This window comes from Niveispirillum sp. FG156, from assembly GCF_057809555.1.
The window spans coordinates 89,810-104,404 of the sequence record NZ_JBMDKE010000005.1 but is presented as its reverse complement, the minus strand read 5'-3'; the positions used below and the strand labels follow the sequence as shown (position 1 = coordinate 104,404).

The window sequence follows — 14,595 nt, the reverse complement described above, 5'->3', positions numbered from 1 at the left end:
CACTGTTGCCTGTCGGGGTTGGCTAAGCTCACCCACGACCTACGGACGCTGATCCCGGTAGTGAAGACCATGGTGTGTGTGCCATGGTCTTCGGAGAAAAAAGTCAGATCCGCTTATGCGGACGGACAATGGGGAGAAACATGCAGACCGACCAGGAAATGCCCGCCGGCGCGCGGCGCGGCATCACCATCTTTCTCTGCTTTCTGGTGGCCGTGCTGGAAGGATTTGACCTGCAGGTCATTGGGGTGGCGGCCCCGCAATTGACCCGCGAACTGGGTTTGACGCCGCAGGAGATCGGCTGGGCCTTTGGTGCCAGCCTCATCGGCCTTGCCATCGGCGCCCTGGCGGGCGGTCGGCTGGCCGACAAGGTAGGGCGCAAGCCGGTGCTGGTCGGGTCCGTTGTGGCCTTTGGGGCCGCCACGCTGGCCTCCAGCTGGGCCTGGGACTATCACTCGCTGTTCGTGCTGCGGGTCCTGACCGGCCTGGGGTTGGGCGGCACCTTCCCGAACGTCATCGCCATCGCATCGGAAGTGACGGCACGGGCGCGGGTTACCATAACCGTGGCCTCCATCTCCTGCGGGCTGGCGGTTGGCGGGATCATCGTGTCGTTGATGGCCAAGCTGGCGCCCGGCGGTATGGATTGGCGTGGGCTGTTCCTTTTGGGGGGCGTCCTGCCGCTGCTGGTGGCCCCGGCCCTGTGGTATTTTCTGACAGAAACCAAGCGAGCGGCTGTGCACGGTCGAGGCATCCGCACCCCGATCGGTCAGGCCCTGTTCGGCGCGCAGCAGGCTGGGCCGACACTGATGCTGTGGATCGTGTTCGCCTTGACACTCCTGCAGCTTTCCCTGCTGCTGAATTGGCTTCCCACCCTGATCATCGCCAAGGGCTTCCCCCCGGCGCAGGCGTTCCTAACTTCGCTGGTGCTGAATATCGGCAGCATCTTCGGCTCCGTCATCGCCGGCTTCCTGTGCGACAGGTACGGTGCGCGCATGCCGATGGCGGTGGGGTATCTGGCGATGGCGCTGGTCATGTATCTGCTGTCATTGGCCAGTGACATGAACATGCTACTGGTTCTGGCCTTCTGGGCAGGGTTTCTGGTCCTGGGTGCGCAGTTCGCACTCTATGGTCTGGCGCCGAAAGTATATCCCGATCAGACGCGTGGGACCGGGGTGGGGGCCGCTGTGGCCGCTGGCCGGGTTGGTGCCATTTCCGGCCCGCTGATCGCCGGTCAGATGATCGGTGCGGGTGCCACGGGTGATCAGGTGGTGCTGCTGATGGTGCCGTTGGCCCTTTTGGCCGGGGTGGCGCTGCTGGCGCTGGCCCATATGGCCGGTCCGCGCCTACGTGCCGGTGGTGCTGGCGCGCATTGAGAATAAAGGGGATCATCCGTCCTTACAGTCTGTGACGGATCAAAGGCCAGGAATCGCATCTGCTGGATGCGGTCCCTGGCCTTTGGTCTTTGACGCGCGAAAGGACGGTCTGCGCGCTTGGCGTCACCGCCGGCTTTGACCTGTCCGTTCCAGCAGATCGATGGACCATTCGACATGGCTGTCCATGACGGCGGCGGCGGTGCGGGCGTCCCCGGCCAGCACGGCATCGGCCATGCGGTTGTAATTGGCGATATAGCCCGGGATATGCAGGCGCATGTCGATGGTGCCGGCCAGGAACCGGTTCCAATATTCCAGATTGAGCAGCCCAAGCAGGTAATCCACGTAGGGCTTCTGCCCGATCTCATTCAGGAGATAATGGAAATCGTTCAGCACCAGATAGAATTTATAGGAAGGTGGCGCATCGCGGGCCGCGCGGATGCGGGCAATGGCCTCTTCCACGCGCTGACGGTTGTCGCCTTCACCGATGCGCCGTGCCGCCGCCACGACCCCGACCTTGGCGATGGGGCCCGTGACCTCATAAATCTGGATCAGGTCGGCCAGTGACAGTTCCCGCATGATGGCGCCCTTGTCGGGCAGCAGCTCGACCAGCCCCTGGCCCGCCAGAATATGCAACGCCTCCCGCACCGGGGCACGGCTCACCCCCAGGCGTTTGGCCAGCTCTGCCGCCTTGATCCGCTGACCGGGCCGCAGGACGCCTTCATCCAGGCTTTCCATCAGCGTTTCGTGAACACGCTGCACCAGCGTCGTTTTGGTGCTGCCGTCGGCCATTAGTTTTGGCGCACCGAAGGGCGATGGTGCCCCGGCAATGTCGGACGGAAACTCGTCTGCATCCTCTTCCGGCTCCAACGGGGTGCGCGGCACACGCGGCGGTACCTTCGTCTTCTCGCCATTACGCACCCTGCCCGGTGCGTCGGTCGATGCCTTTGTCATTATCGCTTCATCCCCTGCGATTCATGCCCGCCTGCATGACGGGCCATCCGGCAGCCCCCTTCGTCGCGCGATGCTACGACAACCACCGGACCCTGCATAGCGGGCTGAAAGTCAGCATACCGTAACGTCCAATAGTGTCGACAGATTTATCATGCTCTCCGGCCGCATTCATATGGATGATCTGGCATCTGTGCGTTATGCACTGATATTGCTAGATAAAATTAAAACAAGGCACTTCGTTACAAAAATTATTCCCAGGACATCAAGATTCCTTCTTGAAAGTGCCGACACTTTGTGGCGGATTAAAGGGGCGCTCACGACACAGCACGGGATGGCCGGGCGCATAGGCGGTTTACCTTCATCGGGGACTGACGCCATGGACAAGCAAACAGCCGCCAATGATCTTGGCAGTGACGGGCGCGTTGCCCGTTTTGAGCAATTGCTGGAGATTGAGCCGCAGCGGGGCCACGGTCTGCCGCAGCCTGTTGCGGATATGATCTGGTCGCGCCGTTTGCTCCCTGTGATCACACGGAACGATGATGCGCCCAGTCCCTTCGGCAATGTCGCGCCGATCCGTGGGGCAGGGGACATGTCCATCACCTATGCCGCATGCCCGCCGGGCACGGGGCCTTCACTGCACACCCACCGCCGCACATTCGAAACCTTCACGGTGCTGACGGGGCGGTTTGAATTCACCCTGGGCGACAATGGCGACAGCGCGGTAACGCTGTACCCGTTCGATGTCCTGTCCGTACCACCGGGCATTGCCCGCGCTTTCCGTAATGTCAGTGATAAGGAAGGGCTGCTGCAGGTGATCATCACCGGCGGCCAGCATGATGTGAACGACATCGTCTTCCCGGCCCGCACGGCGAAGGAGATCGCCAGTCACGGCGAACAGTATCTGGCTTACTTCCAGTCGAAGGGCCTGTTCTTCGACATCTGATCCGGTCGAGGCAGGGGGGGTATACGGCACAGCAATCCATGATGATTGCCGAAAGCACCGTTACGCCTGCTGTTCTTTCATATAAGAATACAAATGGAGGACGGGGACATGAATATGTTGAGGCTTCGCACCCTGTTGTTGACCAGTGCCACTGGTCTGGCATTGACCTCTCTGCCGACCCTTGTACAGGCGGCGGATGGCTCGATGCTGGAAGAGGTCATCGTCACCGCGACCAAGATGGGCGACACAAGGTTGCAGGAAACGCCCATCGCCATCACCGCCTTCACGGCGGATGCGCTGGAGAAGACCGGCATCAAGGATATCCGTGACTTGGCCGGATCGACCCCCAATCTTGTGGTCGCGCAGAATGGCGCCTTTGCCCAGCTTTATATCCGTGGCATCGGGTCGAACAATGTCTTCGCGGGTTCGGACCCCAGCACGACGGTCCATATGGATGGCGTCTACATGGCCCGTCCCGCCGCCGTCTTCAACAACTTCCTGGATGTGGAGCGGATCGAGGTGCTGCGCGGGCCGCAGGGCACGCTTTATGGCCGCAACTCGGTCGGCGGTACCATCAACATCGTCTCCCGCCTGCCCGACAATAATGTGAAGGCCAAGGCGCAGGCCACCATCGGCAATTACGATCTATATCGCGGTGAGGCCTATGTCAGTGGTCCGCTGATCGAGGACAAGCTGTATGGTAGCGTGTCCCTGATGGGCAGCAAGCATGACGGCTATTTCAAGAATGTCGTCCCGTCCGGTAATGACCGGGCCAGCGAGGATACCTGGGGTACCCGCGCCATCCTGCGCGCCACGCCGAATGAGGCGCTGGAGATCGTGTTCCGGGCCGATTATTTGGCCGATTACGGCCATTTTGTCGGTAATCAAGCGCTGTTGCAGCCCTTCCGGCCCGTGGCCGGCGGCGCTGTGGACGCGGTGACCGAGGCGATCCGGGGCGACTGGCACAAGGTGGCGCTCGACAGCCCCAGCGACACTGATCGTAAGATCAAGGGCGTGTCGGCGGAGATCACCTACAGTTTCTCCGACGCTGCCGTACTCAAATCGTTGACTGCCTATCGCAAAAGCGACCTGAACTATGTCAACGACACCGACGCCACCGACCTGCACCGGCAGGAAACGCGGCAGCAGGAATATCAGGATCAGTTCTCAGAGGAACTGAACCTGTCAGGCCGGGTTGAGCGGTTCAAATATGTGCTGGGTTTCTATTATTTCGATGAACATATCGACACGGACTCCACGGTCACCGCCTTCAACCTGAACCGCGTGACCAATCCGGCACCGACCGTCGATACGAAGGCCTGGTCCGGATATGGTCAGGGATCGTTCGACGTGACGGATCAGTTCGCCCTGACCGCCGGCATCCGCTACACGGATGAAAAGAAGGATTTCGACCAGTATCTGAACATCTACACCCTGTCGACCGGGGCACCGCTGGCCACATATCCGCGCCGCTATCTGAACAAGGGCCATTACACGGCCTGGACCCCGAAATTCGGCGCGGAATACAAGGTGACGGACGATGTGATGCTGTACGCGTCGGCGACGCGCGGGTTCAAATCCGGCGGCTTCAACTTCTCCTCCGGCAACAATGCCCAGGGCTTTGCCCCGGAAACGCTGTGGAGCTATGAGGCGGGTTTCAAGACAGAGTTCGCGGATAAGCGCGTGCGCCTGAACGGCTCTGCCTTCACCTATGATTACAAGGATTTGCAGGTGCAGTCCTTCCTGGTGCCCGGCGTCACGGATATCACCAACGCGTCAGATGCCAAGGTCGATGGTCTGGAACTGGAGCTGACGACACGGCCCGTCACGGGGCTGGATATCGGCGGCACGCTGACCTATCTGGACGCGCGCTATAAGAACTACCCGCAGGCGCCGATCCCGGGCACCAGCCCCGCCGTCACCATCGATGCGTCGGGCAAGTACCTGAACTCCTCCCCCAAATGGGCCTACACGCTGTATGGCCAGTACAGTTTCGATGTTGGTGGCGGTTCGGCGTTCGTGCGCGGTGAGTATGGCTGGAAGGACCGGCAATATTTCACCGTCATCAATGACGCGGTGCAAACCATGGGCAGCTATGACCTGCTGAATGCCAGCATAGGGTTCGCCCCGGACGGCGGTAATTGGCAGGTGGTGCTGTACGGTCGCAACCTGTCCGACACGCAATATCTGGTTTCCACGGGCACCTTCACGGCGGTGCCGGCGGGTACGCCGGGCGACCCGCGCACCTATGGAATGCGCCTGACCTACACCTATTGACCGCCATCATACAGGGTCTGGAAATGTCTTCTGCATCCCCGCTTCATATCGATGGCACCTGTGACCCGGATTTTTCCGGGTTGCGGGAGACCTTCATCGAGAATTTCCGCAGCCGGGGCGAAATCGGTGCCGCCGTCTGCGTCTATCGCGACGGGAAGAAGGTCGTGGACCTGTGGGGCGGGGTGGCGGATGTCGCCACCGGCGCCCTTTGGCAACGCGACACGATCTGCTGCATGATGTCCGTGGGCAAGTCCATGGCGGCCCTGTGCCTGCTGATGCTGATCGACCGGGGCAAGGTTGATCTGGAAGCCCGCGTCACCGACTACTGGCCCGAATTCGGCCAGGCCGGCAAGGAAAAGACCACCGTTCGCATGCTGCTGTCGGCCCTTACTGGCGTTCTTTATGCTGATGCGGCCCCCGATGGTTCCGCCTATGACTGGGATGTGATGTGCCGCGCGCTGGCCGCACAGAAGCCGGAATGGGAACCGGGCACCCAGGGCGCCTATCACTCCATGACCGCCGGCTATCTGCTGGGTGAAATGGTGCGGCGGGTGGATGGCCGCATGATCGATGTCTTCTTCCGGGAAGAGATTGCGCAGCCGCTGAACATCGACTACGGGTTTGGCGTTGCGGAGGCGGACATGCACCGCGTATCCGACATCATGCCCAATCCCGGCAGCGTCACCTTCGTTCAGGCCAAGGACAAGACCACAAAGCTGGGCCGTGCCTGGCGTGTGCGGCCCAGTTCGGCCAACCCCTATAATGAACCAGCCTATCGTCGGGCCGTGTTCCCGTCATCCAACGGTCATGGCAATGCCCGCGCCATCGCACGGGTCTATGCCGCCCTGGCCAATGGCGGCACGCTGGACGGTTTCCATCTGCTCTCCCCCGCCTTGGTGGAGGCGATGCGCACCGAAAGCTGGCGCGGCACCTGCGGCATGACCGACCGCCCCTTCCGCTATGGTCTGGGCCTGTTCCTGAACTTTCCGCCAATGTTGAGCTTCGGCGCCAATCCCCGTGCCTTCGGCCATCCGGGTGCCGGTGGCGCCGTCGGCATCGCCGATCCCGAAGCAGGCCTCGCCTTCAGCTATAGCCCGAACCTGATGTGTGCCGGTGCCGGCATGGGTGAGCGGTGCGAGGCGCTGGTACAGGCGACGCTCGGCACGCAAGCCACCATCTGATCCTGACCCCCAGGGAGGGGACAATGACCGACTTCAAAGGAAAAGTGGCACTGGTGACCGGCGGTAGCTCCGGTATCGGCGCCACGGTGGCCCAGGCCCTGGGTGCCCAGGGCGCCCATGTCGCCATCGTGGCCAGCAGTTCCATCGCCAAGGCCGCCCCCGTGGTGGATGCCGTGAACGCCGCAGGCGGCACCGCGCGGGCCTATGCCGCCGATGTCCGGGATGAGGGGGCGGTGGCCACCCTTCTGGAGCGGGTGGTGGCGGATTTCGGCGGGCTGGACATTCTGGTCAACGCCGCAGGCGTGTTCGAACCCAGCCCCGTTGGCGACACGGCGGCGGACAGCATGAATCGCATGGTCGATATCAATCTGAAGGGTACCTGGAACTGCCTGCAGGCAGCCGTACCGCACCTGAAGGCGCGGGGGCGGGGCAAGGTCCTGAATTTCGCGTCGGTGGCCGGCACCATCGGGGTTAAGGGCTTCGCCGTCTATTGCGCGTCCAAGGCCGCCATCGTGATGATGACGCGGGTCGCAGGCGCCGAACTGGCGCCCTTCGGTATCAATGTCAACGCCGTGGCGCCCGGTAATACCGAAACCCCGATGAATGAGGCGATGCGCACCGCGCCGGAAATGGCAGAGGTCCTGGATGGCATGCGCCGCATGACGCCCAGCGGTGTCACCTTCTCCAAACCGGAAGAGATTGCCAGTGCGGTGCTCTACCTTCTGTCTGATGCCGCACGACCAGTCTTTGGCACGACGCTGGTCATTGATGAAGGCATCTCTGCTGCTATTGGCTGAACATAGAACAGTGAAACAAGGGGATCGGGAATGACGGACAGCCTGCGCAAAGACAGCACTTACGCCTGGTATGTGGCCGTGCTGCTGTCTGTTGCCCACCTGATCTCCTTTGTCGACCGGTTCGTGATGAGCCTGGTTCTGGTCCCCATCAAGACCGAACTGCTGCTCAGCGATACGCAGCTGGGCCTGCTGCATGGTACTGGCTTTGTCATCCTCTACACGGTTGCGGCCATCCCGCTGGGCTGGATGGCCGACCGGGCCAACCGCCGCAATATCATCGTCGCGGGCATCCTGGTCTGGAGCTTGGCGACGGCGGCCTGCGGCCTTGCCACCTCCTTCAACAGCCTGTTCCTGGCCCGTATCGCGGTCGGGTTCGGGGAGGCGGCCCTGGTGCCGGCGGCCATGTCGCTGATCGCCGCCTATTTCACCCGGTCCAAACTGTCCCGTGCGGTCAGCACTTTCACCATGGGCGCCTCGCTGGGCAAATCGGTGGCGCTGATCATCGGCGGTCTGATCCTGGCCTGGCTGACGGCACGTGGCGGAGCGATGCTGCCGGGTTGGGGGCACCTGTCGCCTTGGCAGGGGCTGTTCATCGCGGCGGCGGCACCGGGGGTTCTGGTGGCCCTGCTGCTGCTGACGGTGCGCGAACCGGCGCGGCCCGTCAGTGCGATGGCCAAGCCGGGTCTGCGGGAAGTGTTCGCCCATATCGGTCGGTACCGCGCCGCGTATCTGCTGCACACAGCAGCGGCGGCATCGGCGATCCTGCTGGTTCAGTCCTATGCTGCCTGGTCGCCCACCTTCTATATCCGCAATTTCGGTCTGGCACCAGCAGAGGCAGGGTATCTGGTGGGCATGGTGGTGCTGGTGGCGGGTCCCGTGGGGCATCTGACGGGCGGTTATCTGACCGACCGGTTGCAGGCAAAGGGCGTGACCGGTGCCCCCGGTCTGGTGATTGCCGGCATGCTGCTGCTGTCCCTGCCGTTGGCCGCCCTGTTCTGCACGACGCAGAACGAGACCCTGTCGCTGTTCAGCTACGCCCTGCTGAACATCACCCTGACCGCCGCCGCCCCGCCGGGCCTGTCGGGCATTCAGCTGCTGACGCCCGAACGGCTGCGCGGCGTCACAAGTGCCTGTTTCATGGCGGCGGTCACCTTCACCGCCATCGGCATGGGACCGGCCAGCATCGGCATCTTCACCGACCGGGTGTTCGGGGATGACAAGGCGCTGGGGTCGTCCTTGCTGCTGGCAACCTTCATCTTCGGTCTGCTCGGTGCCGTTGTCGCCTGGTTCAGCCGGGCGCCGACCCGGGCCGCCATGACCGCCGACGCCTGATCTTCACCCTTCAACACCATGACAGACGGCCGCCCCCAAGGGCGCCGAAGGGGCGGACTTTGCCCCGAATTCAGGAGAGAAATGATGCGTAAATCCGACAAGGTCATCATCACTTGCGCCATCACCGGGTCGCTGCACACCCCGACCATGTCGCCCTACCTGCCCATCACGCCGCAGGAGATTATCGACCAGTCGGTGGAAGCGGCAGAGGCCGGTGCCGCCATCCTGCACCTGCATGCGCGTGACCCGATCGATGGCCGCCCGTCGCCCGATCCCGACCTGTTCATGCAGTTCCTGCCGCAGATCAAGCAGCGCTGCGACGCCGTCATCAACATCACCACCGGCGGGGCACCGGGCTTCAGCGAGGATGACCGGCTGGCAGCCCCTTTGCGCGCCCTGCCGGAAATGACCTCGCTGAACATGGGGTCGATGAATTTCGGCGTGTTCGGCCTGGCCGACAAATATCCGGAATGGAAGCACCCCTGGGAAAAGCCGTTCCTGGAGGCCAGCAAGCGGTTTGCCGCCAACCATAATTTCGCGCTGATCGAACGCATCATCCGCGAACTGGGCGAGGGCCACGGCACCAAGTTCGAATATGAATGCTACGACCTGGGCCATCTGTACAATGTCGCACATTTCGCCGAACGCGGCCTGATCAAGCCGCCCTTCCTGATCCAGGGGATTTTCGGCGTGCTGGGCGGCATCGGGGCCGACCTGGAAAACCTGACGGCGATGAAGCAGACGGCGGATCGGCTGTTCGGCAATGACTATTACCTGTCGGCCTTCGGCATCGGCCGCATGCAGATGCGGTTCCTGACCCTGTCGGCCATGCTGGGCGGCAATGTCCGTGTCGGCCTGGAAGACAGCCTGATGATCGGGCGCGGACAGCTGGCCAAGAGCAATGCCGAACAGGTGCGCAAGATCAGGACCATCCTAACCGAACTGGGTATGGAGATCGCCACCCCGGACGAGGCCCGCGCCATGCTGGCGCTGAAGGGTCCGGACCGGGTTGCATTTTAAGGGTGGGGACAGATCATGCGCTTTGCAACCGATACCGGCGGCACCTTCACCGACCTTGTCGTGGAAGAGGATGATGGCCGGATCAGCATGTACAAGGCCTCCACCGTACCGGGCGATCCGGTACAGGGGGTGCTGGCGGCCCTGACCCTGGCGGCGAGGGATCGCGGGCTGGATCTGGCGACGCTGCTGGACCGTGGCGATACCTTCATCCACGGCACCACCCATGCCATCAACGCCATCATCACGGGCCGCACGGCGCGCGCCGCCCTGCTGGTCACGGAAGGGCATCGCGACATCCTGACCCTGCGGGAGGGCGGGCGGATTGAACCGTTCAACCATTCGGTCCCCTATCCCAAGCCCTTCGTGCCGCGCGCCCTGACCTTTGAGGTGCCGGAACGGCTGATCCATGACGGGTCGGTCCACCAGCCGCTGGACGAGGGGGCCCTGGCCGCCATCATCGACCGGCTGCGGGCTGAGAAGGTGGAGGCGGTGGCCGTCTGTCTTCTGTGGTCCACCATCAACCCAGCGCATGAATTGCGGGTGGCGGCAGCCCTGGCGGCGGGTCTGCCGGGCGTGCCGGTCAGCCTGTCGCATCAGGTGAACCCCAGCCTGCGCGAGTTCCGCCGGGCCTCGTCCACCGCCATTGATGCGGCGCTGAAGCCCCTGATGGGCCGCTATCTGGGCGGGCTGGAAGCGCGGATGCGCGACGCGGGGTTCAAGGGCAAGGTGATGGTGCTGACCAGTTCCGGCGGCATGATGCCGGCGGCGGAGGTCGCGGCAAACCCCATCCGCATCATCAATTCCGGTCCGTCCATGGCCCCCATCGCCGGTCAGCACTATGCCGATCTGGAAGGCAATGGCGACAGCGTCATCGTGGCCGATACCGGCGGCACCACCTACGACATCTCCCTGGTGCGTGGCGGCCGGGTGCCGATGACACGCGAATTGTGGATCGGGCAGCCGACGCGCGGCCATCTGGTGGGTTATCCGTCGGTGGAGGTGAAAAGTGTGGGCGCCGGTGGTGGCTCCATCGCACGCGTCGATGCGGGTGGGCTGCTGCATGTCGGGCCAGAAAGTGCCGGTGCCGTGCCGGGTCCCGTCTGTTACGGGCGTGGCGGCACCCGACCGACCGTCACCGACGCCTCGCTGGCCCTGGGCTTTCTGGACCCGGACTTTTTCCTGGGCGGGGCCATGAAGCTGGACCTGGCCGGCGCCCGCGCCGCCATCGACCGCGACGTCGCCACCCCGCTGGGTGTCAGCGTGGAAGAAGCGGCCTGGAGCATCATCCACCTGTCCACGGAAAACATGGTACAGGCCATTGCCGACATCACGGTGGCACAGGGGATCGACCCGGCCAAATCCGTGCTGATCGGCGGCGGCGGCGCGGCGGGTCTGAATTCCACCTTCATCGCGCGGCGTCTGGGTTGCGAACGGCTGATCATCCCGGAAACGGGCGCGGCGCTGAGTGCGGCGGGCGCCATGATGTCGGAAGTGACGGGCGAATTTGCCACCAGCCTGTTCACCAGCACAGCCCGGTTCGATTTCGCCAGGGTGAACGCCGCCCTTGTCGATCTGACGGCGCAATGCGTTGCCTTCGCGGCCCGGTCAGGCAATGCAGCGCGTCCCGCCGAACCCGTCATCGTCGCAGAAGCACGCTACGAGAATCAGGTCTGGGACATCGACGTCACCATGCCCCTGCACCGTTTCGCGGGGGCGGAGGATGTCGAGCATTTCCGCCGCACCTTCGATGCCGCCCATCGGCAGATCTTCACCATCGACGATCCGTCATCGGCGGTGGAGATCGTGGGCCTGCGCGCCACCATCCGTTGCCAGGTCCGGCCCTTCCGGGAATTCCGCCTGGATGCCAGCACCGCAATGGCGGGAGAGGAGCGCCGGCGGGCAGCCTGGTTCAAGGAAACCGGCTGGGTCGATACGGCCATTTACCGGCTGGAAGCGATGGAGGCGGACCAGGTCATGGCCGGTCCCTGCATCATCGAAAGCGCCTTCACCACCATCGTTGTCGATCCCGGCGCCACGGCGCAGCGATCGATGGCGGGCAGCATCCTGATCCATCCGGCCGGCCGGGCGTGAAGGGGAAACAAGCATGAGCGACATGAAGCTGAACGGCGCCGATCTTGCCATCCTGAACAGCCGGTTCGAGGGCGTGGTGCGCAAGATGGCCAACACCTTGCTGCGCACGGGCCGGTCGGGCGTGCTGAACCGGGCGCGGGATTTCTCCTGCTGCATCGTCACCGATACGGGCGACCTGCTGGCAGCGGCGGAAAGTCTGCCCATCCATGTGCTGGCCGGTCCCGACATGATGGCCCGCACCATGAAGCAGTTTCACCCGGTGCTGAAACGCGGCGACGCCTTCTTGCATAATTCGCCCTATCATGGCTGTTCGCATCCGGCGGACCTGACCCTGCTGGTCCCGGTCATCGATGATGACGGTACCCACCGTTTCACTGTGCTGGCCAAGGCGCATCAGGCTGATATCGGCAATTCCGAACCCACCACCTATATGGGCAATGCCCGCGACCTGTATCATGAAGGCGCGCTGATCTTCCCGGCGGTGCAGGTGCAGCGGGATTATCAGGATATCGGCGACATCATCCGCATGTGCGAGATGCGGATCCGTGTGCCCGAACAATGGCGCGGCGATTATCTGGCCATGGTCGGCGCCGTGCGCATTGGGGAGAAGGAACTGCTCGCCATGGGGCGGGAGGTGGGCTGGGACCGGCTGGAAACCTTCTCCGGCCAGTGGTTCGACTATTCCGAAGCCGCCATGGTGGAGGCGCTGGCCAACCTGCCCGATGGTCAGGCACAGGCCAGCAGCACCCATGACGCATTTCCCGGCATGCCGGAAACCGGGGTCACCATCAATGCCAAGGTGGTGGTGGACAGGACGGCAAGGCGCATCCGCGTCGATCTGACCGACAATCCGGACAGCCTGCCTTGCGGCATGAATCTCAGCGAGGCCTGCGCCCGCACCGCCGCCATGATCGGTGTGTTCAATTCCCTTGACCATCGCGTGCCCAAGAATGCCGGGGCCTTCCGGCGCATTGATGTGGTGCTGCGCCGGGGCTGCATCGCCGGCATCACCGAACATCCCTATAGCTGTTCCACCGCCACCACCAACATCGCTGACCGGGTGGCCAACGCGGTGCAGGTGGCCATCGCCGATCTGGGCGACGGGTTCGGCATGGCGGAGGTGGGGGCCGTGATCGCGCCGTCAGCGGGTGTCATCTCCGGCATCGATGCCCGCACCGGCAAGCCCTTCGTAAACCAGATCTTCCTGGCCTTCTCCGGCGGTGCGGCCAGCCCGCAGGCCGATGCCTGGTGGACCACGGCCCATGTCGGCAATGCCGGCATGTGCTGTATCGACGGGGTCGAACTGGATGAACTGTATCAGCCGCTGCTGGTCAAGCGGCGTGGGTTCCTGCCCGACAGCGAGGGGCCGGGCCGCTTCACGGGCGCGCCGTCCACCATCGTGGAATTTGGGCCGCTGGTGGGGGCGTTTGACATCGGCTATGGCTCCGACGGGCATGTGAACGCCCCGCTGGGCGTGCGCGGCGGCGGTGCCGGGGGGCGGGCCGATCAGTGGCTGGACCGGGTTGACGGGGGGCGGGAGGCACTGCCTGCCTGCGCCCTGGTCAATGTCCGGGCCGGTGACATGATCACCGCCGTGTCCGCCGGTGGCGGCGGTTATGGTGATCCCCTGTCCCGTACACCTGAAAGCGTGGCTGATGCCGTGCGCGAGGGTTACCTGTCGCCAGAACGTGCCCACGACATCTATCGCGTCGCACTGGATGCCACCGGCAATCCCGACCTTTCCGCCACGCAGGCATTGAGGGCCGCATCATGAAGCAGCGTGTCATCGTTACCGCCGGTGCCGCTGGCATCGGTCTGGCCGTCGTCGAACGCTTCCTGTCCGCTGGCGCCGATGTCGCCATCTGCGATGCCGATCAAGGCCGTGTGGACAAGGTCGCCGATACCCATCCCGGTCTGATCGCCATGGCCTTGGACGTGTCGGATGCCGATGCCGTGGACCGGTTTGTCCGTCAGGTCTGTGACCGTTGGGGCGGGGTCGATACCCTGGTCAACAATGCCGGCATCGCCGGTCAGATCGGCCCGATGGCCGATATCTGCGACCAGGGCTGGCGAACCTGCTTTGAGGTCAATGTGCATGGTGCCTTCTTCATGATGCGGGCCGTGACCCCGCTGATGAAGGTGCAGGGTGGCGGTTCCATCATCAATATCTCCACCGGTTCTGTCACCACGCTGCCCGTCAACCGGTCCCCCTATATCGCGTCGAAATGGGCGCTGGAGGGGTTGACGCGGGCGGCGGCACGGGAACTGGGACCCGACAATATCCGGGTCAACGCCATCCGGCCCGGTTTTGTCGACAGTGAGCGCATGCGCGGCATCATGGCCGGCATCGCCGCCGGTCGTGGCATTGATGCCGCGACCGTCGAGGCAGAGTTCCTGCGCTACATCTCCCTGCGTGCCAAGATCCAGCCGGAGGAGATCGGGGATATGGCGATCTTCCTGTCCTCCGATGCTGCAAAGCATGTCACGGGGCAGTTGATCGCCGTTGACGGCAATGTCGAATGGGAATGAACCCGTGATTGATGAGGGGGCCTCGTCAATCACGGGTACGGCGGCGACTGCCGCCGCGCGCCACATGGCGCGTAGCCAAGCCAGCGAATGCTGGCGCCGGCGAT

The 14,595-nt window shown here is 63.6% G+C and carries 11 protein-coding genes; 10 read left to right on the top strand and 1 reads right to left on the bottom strand.

All coding sequences use genetic code 11. The annotated features are described in order from the left end of the window. Positions 1–140: 140 nt before the first annotated feature. Entirely contained in the window at positions 141–1,370 is a 1,230-nt protein-coding gene (locus tag ACODSP_RS04790; protein ID WP_488964489.1) for an MFS transporter, read from the top strand. Positions 1,371–1,493: 123 nt separating this feature from the next. Here ACODSP_RS04790 and ACODSP_RS04785 read toward each other — a convergent pair whose 3' ends face one another. Further along, a complete protein-coding gene (locus tag ACODSP_RS04785; RefSeq protein WP_488964488.1) occupies positions 1,494–2,321 on the bottom strand; it encodes a GntR family transcriptional regulator in 828 nt (275 codons plus the stop codon). A 151-nt stretch (positions 2,322–2,472) separates the two neighbouring features. Between ACODSP_RS04785 and ACODSP_RS04780 the strand changes: the two genes are divergently transcribed. From ACODSP_RS04780 to ACODSP_RS04740, 9 genes are all read left to right on the top strand, one after another. Further along, positions 2,473–3,264, top strand: a complete 792-nt coding sequence (locus ACODSP_RS04780; RefSeq protein WP_488964487.1) for a cupin domain-containing protein — start codon at positions 2,473–2,475, stop codon at positions 3,262–3,264. A 108-nt stretch (positions 3,265–3,372) separates the two neighbouring features. Beyond that, on the top strand, positions 3,373–5,541 hold the full coding sequence (locus ACODSP_RS04775; RefSeq protein ID WP_488964486.1) for a TonB-dependent receptor: 2,169 nt from the start codon (positions 3,373–3,375) through the stop codon (positions 5,539–5,541). Between the two features lie 23 nt (positions 5,542–5,564). Continuing rightward, entirely contained in the window at positions 5,565–6,722 is a 1,158-nt protein-coding gene (locus ACODSP_RS04770; RefSeq protein WP_488964485.1) for a serine hydrolase domain-containing protein, read from the top strand. A 23-nt stretch (positions 6,723–6,745) separates the two neighbouring features. Then, positions 6,746–7,519 (top strand): SDR family NAD(P)-dependent oxidoreductase, encoded by a 774-nt coding sequence (locus ACODSP_RS04765; protein WP_488964484.1) that lies wholly within the window; start codon positions 6,746–6,748, stop codon positions 7,517–7,519. Positions 7,520–7,549: 30 nt separating this feature from the next. Then, complete coding sequence (locus ACODSP_RS04760; protein ID WP_488964483.1) at positions 7,550–8,851, top strand: MFS transporter; 1,302 nt, start codon at positions 7,550–7,552, stop codon at positions 8,849–8,851. An 81-nt stretch (positions 8,852–8,932) separates the two neighbouring features. Next, complete coding sequence (gene kce / locus ACODSP_RS04755; protein ID WP_488964482.1) at positions 8,933–9,871, top strand: 3,5-dioxohexanoate:acetyl-CoA acetone transferase; 939 nt, start codon at positions 8,933–8,935, stop codon at positions 9,869–9,871. A gap of 15 nt (positions 9,872–9,886) precedes the next feature. Further along, a complete protein-coding gene (locus tag ACODSP_RS04750; protein ID WP_488964481.1) occupies positions 9,887–11,962 on the top strand; it encodes a hydantoinase/oxoprolinase family protein in 2,076 nt (691 codons plus the stop codon). 13 nt (positions 11,963–11,975) lie between these two features. After that, positions 11,976–13,736, top strand: coding sequence for a hydantoinase B/oxoprolinase family protein (locus ACODSP_RS04745; protein WP_488964480.1), 1,761 nt, complete (start codon positions 11,976–11,978; stop codon positions 13,734–13,736). Then, a complete protein-coding gene (locus ACODSP_RS04740) occupies positions 13,733–14,491 on the top strand; it encodes an SDR family oxidoreductase (protein WP_488964479.1) in 759 nt (252 codons plus the stop codon). The genes ACODSP_RS04745 and ACODSP_RS04740 overlap by 4 nt, the downstream gene beginning before the upstream one ends. Positions 14,492–14,595 lie beyond the last annotated feature (104 nt).

Excerpts from the sequence above, each read along its gene's own strand:
- ACODSP_RS04780 (WP_488964487.1), top strand. The coding sequence starts at position 2,473 with ATGCTCTCCGGCCGCATTCATATGGATGATCTGGCATCTGTGCGTTAT.
- ACODSP_RS04760 (WP_488964483.1), top strand. The coding sequence starts at position 7,550 with ATGACGGACAGCCTGCGCAAAGACAGCACTTACGCCTGGTATGTGGCC.
- ACODSP_RS04765 (WP_488964484.1), top strand. The coding sequence starts at position 6,746 with ATGACCGACTTCAAAGGAAAAGTGGCACTGGTGACCGGCGGTAGCTCC.
- ACODSP_RS04745 (WP_488964480.1), top strand. The coding sequence starts at position 11,976 with ATGAGCGACATGAAGCTGAACGGCGCCGATCTTGCCATCCTGAACAGC.
- ACODSP_RS04740 (WP_488964479.1), top strand. The coding sequence starts at position 13,733 with ATGAAGCAGCGTGTCATCGTTACCGCCGGTGCCGCTGGCATCGGTCTG.
- kce (WP_488964482.1), top strand. The coding sequence starts at position 8,933 with ATGATGCGTAAATCCGACAAGGTCATCATCACTTGCGCCATCACCGGG.
- ACODSP_RS04790 (WP_488964489.1), top strand. The coding sequence starts at position 141 with ATGCAGACCGACCAGGAAATGCCCGCCGGCGCGCGGCGCGGCATCACC.
- ACODSP_RS04775 (WP_488964486.1), top strand. The coding sequence starts at position 3,373 with ATGAATATGTTGAGGCTTCGCACCCTGTTGTTGACCAGTGCCACTGGT.
- ACODSP_RS04750 (WP_488964481.1), top strand. The coding sequence starts at position 9,887 with ATGCGCTTTGCAACCGATACCGGCGGCACCTTCACCGACCTTGTCGTG.
- ACODSP_RS04785 (WP_488964488.1), bottom strand. The coding sequence starts at position 2,321 with ATGACAAAGGCATCGACCGACGCACCGGGCAGGGTGCGTAATGGCGAG.
- ACODSP_RS04770 (WP_488964485.1), top strand. The coding sequence starts at position 5,565 with ATGTCTTCTGCATCCCCGCTTCATATCGATGGCACCTGTGACCCGGAT.